The sequence below is a fragment of the Cycloclasticus sp. P1 genome (assembly GCF_000299965.1).
Taxonomy (GTDB): Bacteria; Pseudomonadota; Gammaproteobacteria; order Methylococcales; family Cycloclasticaceae; genus Cycloclasticus; species Cycloclasticus pugetii.
The window spans coordinates 421245-437305 of sequence record NC_018697.1 but is presented as its reverse complement, the minus strand read 5'-3'; the positions used below and the strand labels follow the sequence as shown (position 1 = coordinate 437305).

Below are 16061 nucleotides of genomic sequence, written 5' to 3'. Positions count from 1 at the left end.
CTATGCTTGTTGTAGCAACCATTAAAGAATTACAAAACGCCCTCCATAAACACCGGCAAGCAAATAAAAAAATTGCTGTCGTACCCACCATGGGAAACTTACACGAAGGGCACCTTGCGTTGGTTAAAACTGCTCAACAACACGCTGATATCGTTGTGGTAACCTTATTCGTTAACCCTACACAATTTGGTGCCAACGAAGACTTAGATAGCTACCCGCGTACCTTTCAAGATGACTGCGACAAGCTTGATGCGCTCAATACAAGCATTCTTTTTGCACCCAACATTGATGAAATGTACCCGTTAGGTGGCGATCAAACAACCCACGTACACGTTCCCAATATGACCCAAGTTTTATGTGGCGCTTCACGACCCGGGCATTTTGATGGGGTGACCACCATTGTGTCCAAATTGTTTAACATTACCCGTGCTGACATTGCTATATTTGGTGAGAAAGATTATCAGCAATTGGCCGTTATTCGTCGTATGGTAAATGACTTAAATATCCCCATCAAGATTATCGGAAAACCAATCGTTAGAGAACCTGATGGATTAGCCATGAGTTCTCGTAATGGTTACTTATCTGAAAAAGAGCGACGAATAGCCCCTCGTCTTCATCAACTTTTACAGACCATTAAACAAGAAATTATTGAAGGAAACCATGATTTAAATAGCCTAGAAAGTCATGCCATAACAGACTTAATCGAAGCTGGTTTTAAACCCGACTACCTACAAATTTATCAGCGCAACGAACTTAGGCCCGCCACTGAAAACGATAAAGAAATTATTATTCTTGCAGCAGCTTTTCTGGGTTCAACAAGGCTAATCGACAACATATACGTTAACCGTTCATAAGCATTATTAACCATGAAATATACGTTACTGACCCTTATACTTCTTCTCAACACCAGCCTTTGCTTTGCAGAAAACGCTGACTCTACAGAGCATGACAATGACCATCAGGTGGTCAGCGCAGAAGCCTTAGGCCTTAGTTCGCCAAGGGATACTTTTGCAACATTCTTGCACAGCATGAATGATATTAAACGTGGTCAGCCAGAAAAAATTAATAAGGCCATCAGCACACTAGATTTATCAGCTATCAACCCACTGGTTCGAGATGAAAAAGGCCGTGACCTAGCATGGATGTTACTTGAAGCCATTGATAAAACCCGCATCGTAAAGCTTGAGAACATTCCAGATAATAAATCAGGCCCTCCCTACGTCTTTGCTCAATACAAAAATGACACTATCAGTATTGTTAAGTCATACAATGATCGTTGGTTGTTTAGCCAAGAAACGCTTTCATCGCTCCCCAACATTATTGACCAACTTGCGTCTAAAAAAACCCTAAAAGTTGAGGATCAAAACGCACAGTTTATTCCTTGGCATATTCAATTTCGTCGGCAATTACCCGACACCCTTAAAACGCGCTCTTTCTTGCTTGAAAATTGGAAATGGTTAGGGGTTTTATTGTCTATCGCGCTCGGCGTTATCGCTGACAAAGTTGCCGCTTTCTCACTGCAATTAATGGTGTTAAATTTCCGCAGAAAAACTAAGACGCCAGCCTTCAAAGAAGCACCTGAAGATATGCTTAGGCCGTTGGCGATGCTCGCCATGGCTGCTATTTGGTGGGCTGGTTTAAACCTCCTTGCACTGCCAGAACAGGCAATGGTTATTTTATTGGTTGCCGTTAAAGTTCTCGCAGGCATTGCGGGTGTTTGGGGTGCTTATAGACTGGTTGATTTCGTCACTCTCTATTTACATTACCAAGCCAGCAAAACTGACAATAAAGTAGATGATGTTCTTGTTCCCCTTATTAGAAAAACATTAAAAGTTTTCGTCACTGTCATAGGCATTACCTTTATTGCTTCTAATTTAAATTTGAACGTTTCAAGCCTACTGGCTAGTTTAGGCCTTGGCGGTTTAGCATTTGCTCTGGCTGCAAAAGATGTCGTACAAAACTTATTCGGCTCGATCACGGTTATTCTCGATCAAACCTTCCATAATGGCGATTGGATCGTCGTTAACGATATCGAGGGCAGCGTCGAAGAAGTGGGGTTACGAAGCACCAAAATACGCACCTTTTATGATTCCCTTATTACGCTGCCTAATGCTATTTTTATCAATGCAAAGGTCGACAATATGGGGCAGCGCCGCTATCGCCGACTTAGCTGTAACGTAGCCTTAACGTACGATACACCTCCCGATAAAATTGAAGCCTTCTGCGAGGGTGTAAGAGAAATTATTAGACTGCACCCATACATGAGAAAAGATTATTTTCATGTTTACCTCAATTCACTGGGCGCCTCTTCGCTAGATGTTCTTGTTTATGTCTTTTGGGAAACGCCTGATTGGAGTACCGAATTACGAGAGCGTCAGCGTTTTCTATTAGATATATTACGTCTGGCAAAAGCACAGCATGTTGACATTGCATTCCCAACACAAACCTTACATTTATTAACACCAAACGATGTAGCTGACAATAGCAAAGAAAGCACGACAGTCCCTTCTGACTCTTCTATAAATACACTGTCAGAACAATTCAAACGCTCTGCAAAAGACATTGTTTCTCAATCGATAGACCCAGACAATAAACCCCCGCCAGTGAAGTTCTAACGAATATTTGAATTTTATAGCCCTATGATTTATAAAGAATTATTGCATATGCACATTATTGTTGATGAAAAACGACATATGAGGCATAATTCCCCTCCTATTTAGTCAATCTAGCTTATTTTTATGCGTTCTACGATGTTACAAACAAAGTTACATAGAGCTACTGTAACTCACAGCGAACTTCATTATGAAGGATCCTGTGCTATTGATGGAAGCCTACTCGATCTTTCAGGTATTCGTGAGTACCAACAAATTGACATTTATAATGTTAATAATGGCGAACGCTTCACTACATATGCTATTAGAGCAGAAGATAACAGCGGCATTATTTCTGTTAATGGTGCGGCTGCACGTCGCGCAACAGAAGGCGATATTTTAATTATTTGCGCTTATTCAGAATACAGCGAAGCAGAACTGGCTACCTTTAAACCTTGCCTGGTATACCTTGACGATAATAATGGCGTTAAAGAAACAAAAAACGCCATTCCTGTGCAGGCAGCATAGTTCAAACATATTGAGCAAAACCCGGTGAGAGTTCACCGGGTTTTTTTATGCCTAATAAACAACTTGGACTTAAGCCTATAAGCGACCAATTTGCTTTTTAATAGGTTCTTTAACGGTTATCGCTCAACTGGAAACGCAAGCTTATTCCACGCCAGCATGCCACCTTTCATATTCTTAACATTATGAAACCCCAGCCCTTTTAAAATGGCGGCTGCAGTCGTACTTCTAGCGCCTGACCGACACACTAAGATAACTTCTTTCTTTTTAAGTGGCTCCAAGTCTTCTATTACTTTAGGTAATGAGCGCATTGGCATTAAACGACTACCGGCTATATGCCCAAGCTCACCAGTGAATTCAGAGTCCTCCCTTACATCAATAATTACGCAGTTATCGGTGGTTTCTTCGAGTCGATTTTTTACCGCGGCGGGTTCCATTTGTAATACTTGATTTAACTCTGCAATCATTGGAAATTTAATAAGGTCATCATCGACCTCGCTTTGGTTGATCTGTAAAACTTCTTGAATTTTTTCAGGAAGTGGCAGGTTCAAATTATCCATAATCTCGATATATTCCTCGCGCGTTTTCCCCGCTATTCGCGGATTTGTTGCCTTCTCTAAACCAACCGTTGTTTCTGTATTGCCACGGTAATCATGCGCAGGGAATAATAAGGTTTTATCAGGCAGAGTAAAAATTTTATCCGTAATAGAGTCATATTGATCACCAGCATTTCCACCAGCAAAATCTGACCGCCCTGTGCCTTGGATCAAAATAACATCGCCCGTTAAAACCCTGTCATCATTAACATAGAAACTAACGCTATCTGGAGTATGCCCCGGGGTATGCAGCACTTTAATATGTATATTACCAACCGTTAACTCATCACCATCAATATAGCGCTTATCTACTGTTGGTTGTGGTGATAGCTCATGCATCATCACAAGGCAGTTCGTTAATCGCCTAAGGGCTGTACAGGCTGAACGATGGTCGGCATGCGTATGCGTATCTGCGACAAATTTTAATGTAAGGCGGTGATAGGCTAATATCGCAAGGTAGCGATCTATATAGCTATCAACCGGGTCAATGATAGCGGCCTGCCCAGCATCTAAGTCCGCTATTAAATATGTCTTACAGTTGATATTATTTAATTCTTGAAAAAACATAATACAACCCCTTTTATTCTAATTGTCTATTACCTTATATTAATGACTTATATCAATCCATGATTTATCTCATCAATTAGCGTTAATCCATCCTATCTCTCTCGCTGTTTCTACACCTATCACAGATTGTTTTAACGACTCTGGCATAATTGACTCGTCTTCATTGATTGGAATCTTACCCGCCATTATCTCGGCCTTTGACTGACGATAGCGCAGATTAGGTGATGCAAAACCACTTGGGTAACTCGGCTGCCCCGTTGTTAAACTATATTTATCCGACGCGCCCACTGTATGCAATAACTCATGTGCAATAACCAAATTATTCTGCTCATCATACTCAGCTGAAGCATACGCATTGACCACGCCAATCAAACCTTTTTGCAAACCCAACGAATGTGCTAACGGCTGATTAGCATTGACTGGATGATAACGCACAAAAATATTCACTGTGTTTCTATGACTATCGACAGCCTGTTGGTATGACCAAAACCGTAAGCGTAGACTCCAGAAAATCACCTTTAATATATTACCATCTGTTGGTGGAAAGGGTGGTTGCTGCATGATTTCTGGCTTTAGTGTGATAACGACAGGGTCCGCATCAAATTCCCTATATGTCGCCCATTGCACCTTGAAAAACTGATTTAGACTGAGAAAGTCTTGAGCCGTTAAGGCATTAATATATTGACCTGTTAATACGTCCCCGCCAGCATTAATAGGGTAAATAGATACCTCTAATGGTTTAATCCAAGCCATGGTATCAAGACGTTGCAATTTGCTATAAAAAGCGACAAAAACAAGGATCAGTAATAACAATATAATCCTGATTAATTTCATATTACTATGCAAAGTATTTTAAAAATTTGCACTCTCCATTAAAGATCATATAATTGTACCTCTTTAGTTAACGGGGCTTCGCCTATGTTATTAGCTTTCATTCTTCTTACATTAGTGGTGTTAGCACTCGTTTACTACAAAAAGAAAACACCACACACCTCTTCAAAAGCAAACACCTCGACAGAACGTCAACAACAGCGAATTCAATCAATGATTGATTCAAAAAAATACTGGGGTTTTTATATTGAACCCCGCGATGAAAAAAATTGCTGCACCTCTGTTCTAGCCCTTCGTAAAAAGCACTTCCCTATCAATAGCGTTCCCGCCTTGCCGTTAGACGACTGCTCAAAAAAAATATGCCATTGTAAACATGTGGGTTTAGTCGAAAAAAGAAGGCCCGTTTATCAGCGCCGCAGAACTAATGACCGCCGTGGCAGTATTAGGTTTGAAGAAGTATCAGATCGACGTTCACATTCAGACCGTCGGTCTAGTAATTGGGTACAACATAGGCATTAGCCTGTCTGTTCAACGCGACAAAATACCCCCCTTTCAATTTCTGTGTTTTCCTTTCTTTTACGCTTAACGAATCTATTGTTAACTGCATTGCTATACCCATTCGTATAAAAAACACTCTTAGTCAAATATCATAACCTAATCATTTAGCTTTCATGTGCTTTCTCCAAAAAGAGCCCCTCATATTTATCACACTCGATACAAAGTATCTCTGCTGATAAAAAGAACTGGTTTATAATGCTTAAAAGTATACTCTACGAGTTAAAAATCATGACTTTTAAAACAGCAGACCTATGTGATGACTATTCAGATAACCTGCAGATTGCGACCCCCATGTTTCAGTCTTTTGGTGGTCATAAAACCTTTAATGGCACTATTCAAACGGTAAAAATCTTCGAAGACAATGTATTCGTTCGTGAAATGCTATCCCAAAAAGTAAACGGCGATGTTTTAGTCGTAGATGGTGGGGGTTCTTTACGTTGCGCTTTGCTTGGCGACATGCTTGCTGAAATGGGGCACCAAAATGGCTGGAGTGGTGTCATTATCTATGGCTGCATTCGAGATTCCGTTGATATAAATAAAATGCCCATTGGAGTACGTGCATTACAAACCAACCCTCTAAAAAGTATTAAAAAGGGCTGGGGAGATAAAAACATTCCTGTCACCTTTGCTGGCGTCACTTTTAACCCTGGCCACTACCTTTATGCAGACGAGGATGGCATTATTCTTTCAAAAAAGGCTCTACTTTAATTTATGGGACATCGGCTTTCTAAAATTTACACCCGAACTGGTGATGCTGGCACCACTGGCTTAGGCGATGGTACTCGGGTAGATAAAGACTCACTACGTGTTGAGGCATATGGCACTGTTGACGAATTGAACAGTCAAATTGGCCTAGTGATTGCCTTCGGCATAGAAAAAAAGATAGCCGCTCAACTGCTGGACATACAACACGATCTTTTTGACCTAGGCAGTGAATTATGCGTGCCAGGTTATAGCGCTATCAACGACAGCCACACGGATTTGCTCGAAAAAGTTCTAGACGAACATAATGCAACACTACCCGCCTTAAAAGAGTTTATTTTACCCGGTGGTAATCTCGCAGCAGCAAGCTGCCATATTGCAAGAACCGTATGCAGGCGATCTGAGCGAATTGTTGTGCGCCTAATGCGAGAAGAAAAAATCAATCCACCCGTTATAAAATACCTCAACAGACTATCCGATTTATTATTCGTTTTATGCCGAGTACTGGCCCGCCAAGACGGCCAATCAGAAATCCTCTGGGATAAAAATCGCCAACCAGAAAAAGGTAAGCAGTAAATGCAAATATTTTTAGCTAATCCTCGTGGTTTCTGCGCCGGTGTTGACCGTGCCATTGAGATCGTCGAGCGCGCACTTGAATTACTCGGTTCACCCATATACGTTCGACACGAAGTCGTACATAACCGTTTTGTGGTAGAGAATTTAAAGAAAAGAGGCGCCATTTTTGTTGAAGAGCTTAACGAAGTCCCCGATGACTCAACTGTTATCTTTAGCGCTCACGGCGTCTCTAAAGCAGTAGAAGACGAAGCAAAACGCCGTCAATTAAATGTTTTTGATGCGACCTGCCCCTTGGTAACTAAAGTCCATATGGAAGTTGTTAGTAATGCAAAAAAAGGCCGTTGCGTTATCCTCATTGGACACAAAGGCCATCCAGAAGTAGAAGGCACAATGGGACGCTATGAACAACAAAACCCAGATGTTCGAATTATCCTCGTAGAATCCCCTGAGGATGTAGAGTCATTAGAAATACCAGCAAATAAAGGGCTTTCCTATGTGACACAGACAACCCTTTCAATGGATGATACCAGTTCAATTATTGATGCTTTACGTGATAAATTCCCACATATTACTGGTCCTAAAAAAAGCGATATTTGTTATGCCACACAAAACCGCCAAGATGCGGTCAAAGAACTCGCCGAAAAATCAGATTTAGTATTAGTCGTTGGCTCACCGAATAGTTCAAACTCAAACAGGCTTCGCGAAATTGCTGAAAAACTTGGCAAGCCTGCTTACCTGATTGATGGCTCAGAGGATATTGATAAGCGTTGGCTAGAAGGCGTACACAGTATCGGCGTAACAGCGGGAGCCTCCGCACCTGAAGAACTCGTTCAACGAGTCATCGATCAACTTAAATGCTGGGGTGGTGAAACAGCTCTTGAAACCCCTGGTATTCAAGAAAAAGTAACATTTTCCTTACCTAAAGCTCTACAAAAATAATGTTCTTTTTAGACATAAAAAAACGGGCTTAGAGCCCGTTTTTTTATGTCTAACGCTATTAAACTACATGCGTTCCCAAAGAGTCGCAATACCTTGCCCACCACCAATACACAAAGTAGCCAATGCGTATTTGCCTTGAACACGCTCTAATTCATGCAGTGCTTTTACAACAATAATATTTGCAGATGCCCCGATTGGGTGACCTAATGAAATCCCACTTCCGTTAACATTCACCTTATCCATTGGAAGGTCAAGTTCTCGACAAACGCTTAACGCCTGGGCAGCAAACGCTTCATTCACCTCAAACACATCAATATCGCCAATCGTCAAACCTGTTGCCGCTAAAATTTTCTCAACAGCAGGTACAGGGCCAATCCCCATAATTTCTGGTTCAACACCAGCATGGGAGTAAGCCACTAATTTTGCCATCGGTTTTAAACCACGCGCTTCTGCTGCCTCTTTAGCCATCAATACCATTGCAGACGACGCATCGTTAATGCCCGATGCATTACCCGCTGTGATGCTACCGTCTTTCTTAAAGGCTGGGCGCATACCAGATAACTTCTCAACGCTGATATCAGGACGAACATGCTCGTCTTTATCAAAGACCGTCACACCCTTACGCGTTTTAATTTCTACTGGAACAATTTGACTATCAAAACGACCTTCTGCTTGTGCACGCGCTGCATTTTGATGACTCGTTACGGCTAATGCGTCTTGGTCTTCTCGAGAAATATTGTATTTATCTGCTAAGTTTTCAGCCGTCATCCCCATATGACCTGTTCCAAATGGATCAGTTAATGCGGAGATCATTAAATCAATCATTTGACCAGCACCCATTTTTTGCCCCCAACGAGCGCCAGGTAAGGCGTACAAGGAGTTACTCATTGATTCAACACCGGCACCAATGGCAACGTCATAATCACCTAGCATAATCCCTTGCGCAGCATCCACAATAGCTTGCATACCACTGCCACAGAGCCTGTTGACCGCAACACAAGATGTTTCACAAGGAATACCCGCTTCAATTTGTGCAATTCGAGCAGTATAAGGCGCCCTCTCTTCTTCAGGAACAACCGTACCCATCACCACCATACCAACCTCTGCAGGTTCAATACCTGATCTGGCAACACTTTCCTTGAGCGTAATGGCCGCTAAGGTGCTCGGCTCTACGGTTTTTAAACTTCCACCAAAATCACCAATCGCAGTTCTGACAGCGCTTAGTACGACAACCTCTCTTACTTCACTCATGCTTCTCTCCAAATTTTAGGTTATGCTTTATAAAACAACAGTTCGATTATAGATGCATCGCAACAATAAATCATCAAATAACATGAAAACTCAATACCTTACTAGCTGTTCCACTGAAGGCTTACACCACCTTGCTTACACCGATTGGGGTAACAAAGATAACCCTAATATTCTTGTTTGTTCGCATGGTTTAACACGTAACAAGCATGATTTTGATGCACTGGCTAATAAACTATCTACTGAACGTAGAGTCATCTGTTTTGATTTACCCGGCCGTGGTGAAAGTGATTGGTTAAACGATAAATCAGCCTATGATTACAAACAATATATCGTAGATGCTTTAATGATTATTGCTCGAACAGGTGCCAACAAAATTGATTGGCTAGGCACCTCAATGGGTGGCCTATTAGGCATGATGCTCGCCTCGTTGGAAAACTCACCCATTAAATCGTTAATCCTCAATGATGTTGGCCCGTTTATCCCTAAGGCCGCCTTAATTCGTATCGCTAACTATGTTGGCAAACTACCTTATTATGATACAGCCCAAGAGCTTGAGAACTATATGCGAACCACCTACGCTGGCTTTGGAGACCTAAGCGATGAACAATGGAAGCATTTGTTACGTTATGGGCAAAAGAAATTAGATAATGGGCAAATAACGCTTAATTATGACCCCGATATTTCTCTCGCCTTTAACCATCAGCCCATTGAGGATATCGATTTATGGCCTATATGGAATAATATTCAGCAGCGAGCCTTGATTATTCGCGGCGAAAACTCTGACCTGTTAGCACGCTCAACAACTGAACAAATGCTTGAACAACACCCTAACGCTGAGTTTTTAGAAATACCGAATACAGCCCACTCTCCAGCACTCATGAATAATGCTGATATTCACTCAATTGAACAATGGCTTGATAAAGCCGAACCAAACAGCTTTATCGTTTGAGAGAGACTTATGCCCCTTTGGGTATAAAGCCGAACCAAACAGCTTTATCGTTTGAGCAGGGCTACTATCTTTATACTCTAAACACGGTTAACTCACTATGTTTTTTCTTTCCAGCCATTTAAACAAATAACCTCGCGCTGGATCTTTCCCTGTTAACAAGTACTCTAGGGTATATCTATTGGACAAGTTAGACTCTAGAAATATTTTTTCTTTTGGCTGCATACAAAATAATATTTCATCATTCACTCTTAACTGCAAATCATTGGCAGGTAATACTTTAATCACCTTCCCCCGACGAAGAACCAACGGAACCATTTTTAACGCGTTTTCTCTGTTCGATGGTTTTTTGTAAATATCACCTAAACTAACCTCGCCATTATTTGATAGCTTGGCACACACCGCAGGGGCTGTTTTCTTATCAAGAATATACGTCCTGATGGCTGGAAAATTGCCGCCTACCTCTAGTGCGAGTCTATTGGTTATATCTGCAAGTTTTGAGGGGTCATTCTCATACAATAACCTAAGGTGTGCAAAAAAGGATTTCAATAATGGCGCCATCAGCATAAATAAAACCATTCGAGCGATGACTAAACTGGGTTGCAAAATATAGTCTACATCTGCTTTTTTAAACAGCACTTCGTTAACATGTCTGTTTTGCCTGACGATAGAAAACAGCGATGGGTTTTCCCTATTCGCTTGATGTACCATGCTTAAGTTGAACGTATCGTTGTCTGTACCGGCGACTAAACCCACACAGCCCTTCAGCCCTGCTTTATTTAAGTTTTCTAAGTTTGCTCTTCCTAGGACAGCGTGATCGGCAATCTCCTCAACATTTTCAACCAGTGGTTCGACTACCGTCAGATCAATCCCTTTTTCACAGAGTTTCTTATAAACAATTTGCCCCATCCGACCATGCCCACACAAAATCCACCGACCTGCTTTCAGTGGGCAAATATTGCGATCCAATGTTGCCCCTGGCTCTCCTGACATCCATTCATTCAATGTATGTACGGTGGGGTTATAAATGATTAAGCTGAGGTAACTTGCAAAAACACGAAATGGATCAACAACATGCGTGTCCCCACCAATGGCTAAAATTTCACTCTCATTTTCTGCGGAGGTTGAACGACAAATAATTTTAATATCAGGCCTTAATATTCTTGCCGACACAGCTACTTTTAAATTAGCTTCTTCATCATTGGACAAAATTAAGACACCGATACACTTATCCCTTTCAATACCAGCATCTAGCAAATAGCGCGGTACCGTTGCGTCTGCGCAAAGCCCCAATACCTTGGATTTATAGTTACGCAAATCGAGCGCTTTAATACGTTCATTGTCCAACTCTAAAACAACAGCGGAAAAGCCTGCATTGGTCAAACCACGCAATAAGAGACTGCCTGTATCTCCAAAGCCACACACCAAATAATAATCTCTACTTTTTTTTCTAACCGCTCGTATAAATTTCTCTTCAGCAAAAGCCGAATATAGATAGGGGTTCTTTAATAAAGAAATTATTTTCCCAACCGTATACAGCCAAGTAATAACACTAATATATAAGCAGCAAATTGCCCATATTCTTTGTGCATCACTAAAGGGCCTAGGTAATTCCCCAAACCCTGTTGTTGTAGCGGTATACGCAAGGAAATAATACGCATGGAAAAATGACATATACGTCGTTTGGCCATTTGCATCCGGCAGACCGGGCACTAACACCATCCCTAAAATGCACAAAGCATACACAGATATAAAAATAATAATCGGTGTACGCATATGGCGCAGCACGATGAACGATACTCTACCCAGTGATGAGCCTGACATAGTCGTACTTTTAACGTCGTGACATAAGTGTTTCTGACACCAGCATCACCACAGAAACAATGTTAGCAACCAATGCACCACCCGATAATGAAACAATCACTGAGGTATTGTCTGCCGTCAATCCAGTCTCTGAAATTTGTGTTACATAACCCCACACGAAGGCCCCTGCAAGTAATTGTAAATTAGCGACTATACTTGTCGACAATAAAACAGCACCCACTTGCGAACGATCTCCCAGTTTCAAGCCCATCGCAACAAGGTTAACGAAAATTGTAGCGAATAGCACATAGATATTATGGTCTGTTGGGTTGCCCAACTTACCCAGAAAAAAACCAAAATTCAGTGTCAGCGCTAAAACAATAAAGAAACTGAAAACAACTTTTTCGGCATTCATGCAAACCCTCCAATCTATATTATATAAGTCAATTAGTTTACCCCTAAGGTTTAGGTAATCAAGGGCCTATTGAGGGTTAATTCATTTACCAGCCACCTCACTTCTTTTGATCGACTAAACCCGGCTTCCATGTTTTTAATGCCTGCAAACGATTCTGACACTGCGTCATAACCTCAGCACGTTTTTGCTCCGAAAAAGATACCCATGATGTGATTTCACCAAGCATTCGCCCACAACCAAGACACATGTCGTTTTCATTTAACGTACACTGCCTGACACAAGGGGATTTCATAACCACTCCAATCGTTTCTTTTTTACACATGAAAAAGCCACCGTATAAACGGTGGCTTCTATAATCACATAGCTAAGCTAAGTTGTCAGGTGAAGCTTCAATAAAACTTAACGCTAACTGGCTTTCGCCATAACAAATGACCCCGGTGCAGGTTCTAACTCTGGGTATTTATCTGTCCCTAATTGAGAGGGGGCATCTACTGTTTTATTACCATTAGCTTTCAACCACGCATCCCAATGTGGCCACCAGCTTCCTGGCACTTCCTCCGCTGACTCTAACCAATGCTCAGGCCCTTTACCCAGCTCACCGTCTTTCCAGAAATGACGTTTGTTTTTACTCGCAGGGTTAATAACACCCGCCACATGACCACTTGCCGCCAAAACAAATTCTATCGACTCAGATTTAACCAACTCTGTACCAATAAACGTAGTTTTCCACGGAGCAATATGATCTTCAATAGCCGACAAGAAATACACAGGACAATCAATCTTCCCTAAATCAACCTTAACACCACAAAGTTCAACACCACCCGGTTTTGCCAAATTATTTTCTAAATACATATTGCGCAAATACCATGTGTACATCGCAGATGTCATATTAGTTGAATCACCATTCCAAAATAAAATATCGAATGGAGGTGGCGTTTTACCTTTTAGGTAGTTATTAACAACATAACTCCATACAAGGTCATTCGCACGTAGCATTGCAAAGGTTGATGCCAGTTGCTTACCCGGCATGACACCGCCTTCTTTTAGTTTGTGTTCATGTTGTTGAACCTGTGACTCATCGATAAATACACCCAATTCGCCCGGGTCAGAAAAATCTAATAAGGTTGTAAAAAATGTTGCTGTTGCTATTGGCTTTTTGCGTTTTGAAGCCAACACAGACATTGTTGTCGCTAACATCGTGCCACCTATACACCAAGAAACCGCATTGATTTTCTTCGCACCAGAAATTTCTTTCACTGCATCAATAGCAGGTATTGTCCCAACAGAAATATATTCATCCCAAGTAACATCACCCAAGGACTCATCTGGGTTTCTCCAAGAGATAATATAAACATCATTGCCTTGTTCTAAACAGTAACGAACATATGAATTATGTTCAGACAAATCAAGAATATAATATTTATTAATGCATGGCGGAATAATTAAAATAGGACGCTCATTCACTTTCTCAGTCATCGGCTTAAAGTGAACCAATTGAATCAGCTTGTTTTCAAACACCACCGAGCCGGGTGTAGTCGCCAAGTTTTCACCTAATGTAAACTTTGACTCATCGGTCATGCTGATACGCCCTTTATCTATATCAGACATTAGGTTTTCAAGCCCTGCAACCAAATTCTGACCATTAGACTCTATGGTTTCTTTCAACACTTCTGGGTTCGTTAAGGCAAAATTAGATGGCGACATCGCATCAATAAATTGGCGCGTGTAAAAATCGCACTTTTGCTTAGTTTTCTCATCCAGCGTTGAGTTTTCAACCAAGCCTGTTAGCCAACGGCTCGATAATAAATAGGACTGCTTCAAGTAATTATGAACGGGGCTTTCTTCCCATTCATCACCTGAGAAACGACGGTCGCCGCGCTCTGGATGAACTGTAGATTGACTCGCTGGATTAAACATATTAATCCAGAGGTTAAATTGATCTTGGTAAAAACCAGACATCGTTTTCACCCACTCTTCAGGACTCTCCATGGCACGTGTAACAATTGTATTCCATGCATTCCCAAACTGAGACAACATTTCTTTTGATTCCGCCGCTGAAAAATCTTTAAACATGTTATGGCCTTTTTCCGCCATTTTCTCAAATATTTCTTGTGGGGATTTATCATCCATTTGCCCGCCTCCAATTTAATTAATCATTTTATTGCGTTGCATCATTGTATGCTTTTTTTTCGCCCTTTACCAGAAAATGGCTACAACGGAATTTTATTGATCATAGTTTTTTTCAGCTAATAGTTCACCATTATCAGACCAAGATTTAAATACACCCGTTCGCTCCCCCTTATCAAAATGACCTTGTTCACGCATTTCGCCGTTTGGCCAATACGCAGTAAAGAGGCCATGATAATTACCCTGTGCAACAGTTGCGGTTAGTGCAATATGCCCTGTTAAATACCATGATGTATGATGGCCTTGCATAACACCTTGAATAAAATCTGTTTCAGAAATTTTCACGCCAGAGGGGTGCCAAATTGTTCGCTTTCCATGCATAACCTCACCGAGGTATTCACACTCCTCTATGAGCTTCCCATCATTATTGTGCTTAAGTTTCACGCTAACGTCTTGACTCATTGTCTATCCTTATATTTTATAGATACAAAAAACGCGCAAGAATGCGCGTTTTTTGTATCTACTAATTTTAAATTTAAGTCTTATTTTTTCAGTGTTTTCAAGCCTTCTTGACTGGCAAAATAAGCTGCTAAATCAACGATATCCTCTTCAGTCAGCGCCGCAACTGAAGCTCGCATAATAGGGTCATTACGTAGCCCCGATTGATATCCTTTTAACGTATGAACCATATAATCTGCATGTTGCCCAGCAATAGTAGGAAACATCGGGCTAGCACTCACCCCACTTACACCGTGGCATGCTGCACAGGCTGTTGACTTTTCTTTGCCTGCTTGAATATCACCCGCTGCTATAGCACTGACAGATACCACAGTAAGCAATACGGTAAAAATCATCTTATTTAATTGTTTCATTTTCTTCCTCGTGATCTTTAATATTAACGTTTATTTTCCGTCTTGCTCAAAATATGCCGCAATATCTTGCATATCTTGCTCTGATAAATCAGCCACATTACCATGCATGGTGGCATGAGTGCGTGTACCGTTTTTATAGGCTTTCATGGCAGTTACCAGATAGCCAGCATGCTGACCACCCAATCTTGGCACATGATAGGTTGGATACGCATTGTTGTAATTTTCCACACCGTGACAACCAAGGCAGGTTTGCCCTTTAATTGTTCCAGCGGCAACATCACCCGCTGCGTTTGCCGTTACAGAAAACGCCATTCCCAACACCAATAAACTTACTAATAATCGCTTCATTGACTCTTTCTCTCTATGATTTTATTAATTCTTTAACATCCCGTGATTCTACTGAAAACAGGCCCATAGCGCTAGCATAAACCCGTTAATCCAACAGATTTCCCTTCCAAATCTGTTAAAATTAACTGAAATTAATTTAACGCTATCGACCTCCTATGTCCAAGATCACTATATACACTTCTTCTTTATGTCCTTATTGCACTCAGGCTAAACGTTTGTTAAATAATAAAAACATTCCATTTACTGAAATTTCCATTGCAAATGACCCAAACAAAAGAGCTGAAATGATACAAAAAAGTCAGCGCTCTACCGTTCCGCAAATTTTTAATGGTGACAAACACGTTGGTGATTGCACAGAAATTTACGATTTAGAAAGTCGCGGAAAACTAGACGAGTTACTCGCTTAATTATCTA

19 protein-coding genes are annotated in these 16061 nt (G+C 41.2%); 9 read left to right on the top strand and 10 right to left on the bottom strand.

From position 1 onward, the window contains the following. Window positions 1–2 precede the first annotated feature (2 nt). From panC to panD, 3 genes are all read left to right on the top strand, one after another. Window positions 3–854: a pantoate--beta-alanine ligase gene (gene panC / locus Q91_RS02145; RefSeq protein WP_015005238.1), complete on the top strand. Its 852-nt coding sequence runs from the start codon at window positions 3–5 to the stop codon at window positions 852–854. Window positions 855–866: 12 nt separating this feature from the next. Further along, window positions 867–2615: a mechanosensitive ion channel family protein gene (locus Q91_RS02140; RefSeq protein WP_015005237.1), complete on the top strand. Its 1749-nt coding sequence runs from the start codon at window positions 867–869 to the stop codon at window positions 2613–2615. Between the two features lie 123 nt (window positions 2616–2738). Then, entirely contained in the window at window positions 2739–3119 is a 381-nt protein-coding gene (panD, locus tag Q91_RS02135; RefSeq protein WP_015005236.1) for an aspartate 1-decarboxylase, read from the top strand. A gap of 116 nt (window positions 3120–3235) precedes the next feature. On the opposite strand, the gene Q91_RS02130 is transcribed toward panD, so the two are convergent. Then, window positions 3236–4279 carry a rhodanese-like domain-containing protein gene (locus tag Q91_RS02130; RefSeq protein WP_015005235.1) on the bottom strand — a complete coding sequence of 348 codons (1044 nt, stop codon included), beginning with the start codon at window positions 4277–4279 and terminating at the stop codon, window positions 3236–3238. Window positions 4280–4351: 72 nt separating this feature from the next. Continuing rightward, window positions 4352–5113, bottom strand: a complete 762-nt coding sequence (locus tag Q91_RS02125; RefSeq protein WP_041230475.1) for a hypothetical protein — start codon at window positions 5111–5113, stop codon at window positions 4352–4354. A gap of 84 nt (window positions 5114–5197) precedes the next feature. Between Q91_RS02125 and Q91_RS02120 the strand changes: the two genes are divergently transcribed. The 4 genes from Q91_RS02120 (at window position 5198) to ispH (ending at window position 7885) form a co-directional block, all read left to right on the top strand. After that, window positions 5198–5629 (top strand): hypothetical protein, encoded by a 432-nt coding sequence (locus Q91_RS02120; protein ID WP_015005233.1) that lies wholly within the window; start codon window positions 5198–5200, stop codon window positions 5627–5629. A gap of 267 nt (window positions 5630–5896) precedes the next feature. Continuing rightward, window positions 5897–6376: a ribonuclease E activity regulator RraA gene (gene rraA / locus Q91_RS02115; RefSeq protein ID WP_015005232.1), complete on the top strand. Its 480-nt coding sequence runs from the start codon at window positions 5897–5899 to the stop codon at window positions 6374–6376. A 3-nt stretch (window positions 6377–6379) separates the two neighbouring features. Then, complete coding sequence (locus Q91_RS02110) at window positions 6380–6946, top strand: cob(I)yrinic acid a,c-diamide adenosyltransferase (protein WP_015005231.1); 567 nt, start codon at window positions 6380–6382, stop codon at window positions 6944–6946. Beyond that, window positions 6947–7885: a 4-hydroxy-3-methylbut-2-enyl diphosphate reductase gene (gene ispH, locus Q91_RS02105; protein WP_015005230.1), complete on the top strand. Its 939-nt coding sequence runs from the start codon at window positions 6947–6949 to the stop codon at window positions 7883–7885. A gap of 63 nt (window positions 7886–7948) precedes the next feature. On the opposite strand, the gene bktB is transcribed toward ispH, so the two are convergent. Then, window positions 7949–9136 carry a beta-ketothiolase BktB gene (gene bktB / locus Q91_RS02100; protein WP_015005229.1) on the bottom strand — a complete coding sequence of 396 codons (1188 nt, stop codon included), beginning with the start codon at window positions 9134–9136 and terminating at the stop codon, window positions 7949–7951. An 82-nt stretch (window positions 9137–9218) separates the two neighbouring features. On the opposite strand from bktB, the gene Q91_RS02095 reads away from it, so the two are divergent. Continuing rightward, window positions 9219–10085, top strand: a complete 867-nt coding sequence (locus Q91_RS02095) for an alpha/beta fold hydrolase (RefSeq protein ID WP_238538352.1) — start codon at window positions 9219–9221, stop codon at window positions 10083–10085. Window positions 10086–10172: 87 nt separating this feature from the next. Here the strand turns inward: Q91_RS02095 and Q91_RS02090 are convergent, their stop codons facing one another. The 7 genes from Q91_RS02090 to Q91_RS02060 form a co-directional block, all read right to left on the bottom strand. Next, window positions 10173–11906: a TrkA family potassium uptake protein gene (locus Q91_RS02090; protein ID WP_015005227.1), complete on the bottom strand. Its 1734-nt coding sequence runs from the start codon at window positions 11904–11906 to the stop codon at window positions 10173–10175. Between the two features lie 10 nt (window positions 11907–11916). Next, window positions 11917–12300: a DUF6394 family protein gene (locus Q91_RS02085; protein WP_015005226.1), complete on the bottom strand. Its 384-nt coding sequence runs from the start codon at window positions 12298–12300 to the stop codon at window positions 11917–11919. 97 nt (window positions 12301–12397) lie between these two features. Further along, entirely contained in the window at window positions 12398–12592 is a 195-nt protein-coding gene (locus Q91_RS02080) for a DUF1289 domain-containing protein (RefSeq protein ID WP_223253188.1), read from the bottom strand. A gap of 113 nt (window positions 12593–12705) precedes the next feature. After that, on the bottom strand, window positions 12706–14430 hold the full coding sequence (locus tag Q91_RS02075; RefSeq protein ID WP_015005224.1) for an alpha/beta hydrolase: 1725 nt from the start codon (window positions 14428–14430) through the stop codon (window positions 12706–12708). A gap of 93 nt (window positions 14431–14523) precedes the next feature. Then, complete coding sequence (locus tag Q91_RS02070) at window positions 14524–14889, bottom strand: toxin-antitoxin system YwqK family antitoxin (RefSeq protein WP_015005223.1); 366 nt, start codon at window positions 14887–14889, stop codon at window positions 14524–14526. Window positions 14890–14969: 80 nt separating this feature from the next. Continuing rightward, the gene (locus Q91_RS02065) at window positions 14970–15299 is read right to left on the bottom strand and encodes a cytochrome c (RefSeq protein WP_015005222.1); all 330 of its coding nucleotides are present in this window, start codon (window positions 15297–15299) and stop codon (window positions 14970–14972) included. A 30-nt stretch (window positions 15300–15329) separates the two neighbouring features. Then, window positions 15330–15647, bottom strand: coding sequence for a cytochrome c (locus tag Q91_RS02060; protein ID WP_015005221.1), 318 nt, complete (start codon window positions 15645–15647; stop codon window positions 15330–15332). Window positions 15648–15802: 155 nt separating this feature from the next. Between Q91_RS02060 and grxC the strand changes: the two genes are divergently transcribed. Further along, complete coding sequence (gene grxC, locus Q91_RS02055) at window positions 15803–16054, top strand: glutaredoxin 3 (protein ID WP_020933044.1); 252 nt, start codon at window positions 15803–15805, stop codon at window positions 16052–16054. The last annotated feature ends 7 nt before the right edge of the window (window positions 16055–16061 follow it).

What these genes read in the sequence shown, in the direction of transcription:
- panC (WP_015005238.1), top strand. Translation starts at nt 3, where the DNA reads ATGCTTGTTGTAGCAACCATTAAAGAATTACAAAACGCCCTCCATAAA.
- Q91_RS02140 (WP_015005237.1), top strand. Translation starts at nt 867, where the DNA reads ATGAAATATACGTTACTGACCCTTATACTTCTTCTCAACACCAGCCTT.
- panD (WP_015005236.1), top strand. Translation starts at nt 2,739, where the DNA reads ATGCGTTCTACGATGTTACAAACAAAGTTACATAGAGCTACTGTAACT.
- Q91_RS02130 (WP_015005235.1), bottom strand. Translation starts at nt 4,279, where the DNA reads ATGTTTTTTCAAGAATTAAATAATATCAACTGTAAGACATATTTAATA.
- Q91_RS02125 (WP_041230475.1), bottom strand. Translation starts at nt 5,113, where the DNA reads ATGAAATTAATCAGGATTATATTGTTATTACTGATCCTTGTTTTTGTC.
- Q91_RS02120 (WP_015005233.1), top strand. Translation starts at nt 5,198, where the DNA reads ATGTTATTAGCTTTCATTCTTCTTACATTAGTGGTGTTAGCACTCGTT.
- rraA (WP_015005232.1), top strand. Translation starts at nt 5,897, where the DNA reads ATGACTTTTAAAACAGCAGACCTATGTGATGACTATTCAGATAACCTG.
- Q91_RS02110 (WP_015005231.1), top strand. Translation starts at nt 6,380, where the DNA reads ATGGGACATCGGCTTTCTAAAATTTACACCCGAACTGGTGATGCTGGC.
- ispH (WP_015005230.1), top strand. Translation starts at nt 6,947, where the DNA reads ATGCAAATATTTTTAGCTAATCCTCGTGGTTTCTGCGCCGGTGTTGAC.
- bktB (WP_015005229.1), bottom strand. Translation starts at nt 9,136, where the DNA reads ATGAGTGAAGTAAGAGAGGTTGTCGTACTAAGCGCTGTCAGAACTGCG.
- Q91_RS02095 (WP_238538352.1), top strand. Translation starts at nt 9,219, where the DNA reads ATGAAAACTCAATACCTTACTAGCTGTTCCACTGAAGGCTTACACCAC.
- Q91_RS02090 (WP_015005227.1), bottom strand. Translation starts at nt 11,906, where the DNA reads ATGTCAGGCTCATCACTGGGTAGAGTATCGTTCATCGTGCTGCGCCAT.
- Q91_RS02085 (WP_015005226.1), bottom strand. Translation starts at nt 12,300, where the DNA reads ATGAATGCCGAAAAAGTTGTTTTCAGTTTCTTTATTGTTTTAGCGCTG.
- Q91_RS02080 (WP_223253188.1), bottom strand. Translation starts at nt 12,592, where the DNA reads ATGAAATCCCCTTGTGTCAGGCAGTGTACGTTAAATGAAAACGACATG.
- Q91_RS02075 (WP_015005224.1), bottom strand. Translation starts at nt 14,430, where the DNA reads ATGGATGATAAATCCCCACAAGAAATATTTGAGAAAATGGCGGAAAAA.
- Q91_RS02070 (WP_015005223.1), bottom strand. Translation starts at nt 14,889, where the DNA reads ATGAGTCAAGACGTTAGCGTGAAACTTAAGCACAATAATGATGGGAAG.
- Q91_RS02065 (WP_015005222.1), bottom strand. Translation starts at nt 15,299, where the DNA reads ATGAAACAATTAAATAAGATGATTTTTACCGTATTGCTTACTGTGGTA.
- Q91_RS02060 (WP_015005221.1), bottom strand. Translation starts at nt 15,647, where the DNA reads ATGAAGCGATTATTAGTAAGTTTATTGGTGTTGGGAATGGCGTTTTCT.
- grxC (WP_020933044.1), top strand. Translation starts at nt 15,803, where the DNA reads ATGTCCAAGATCACTATATACACTTCTTCTTTATGTCCTTATTGCACT.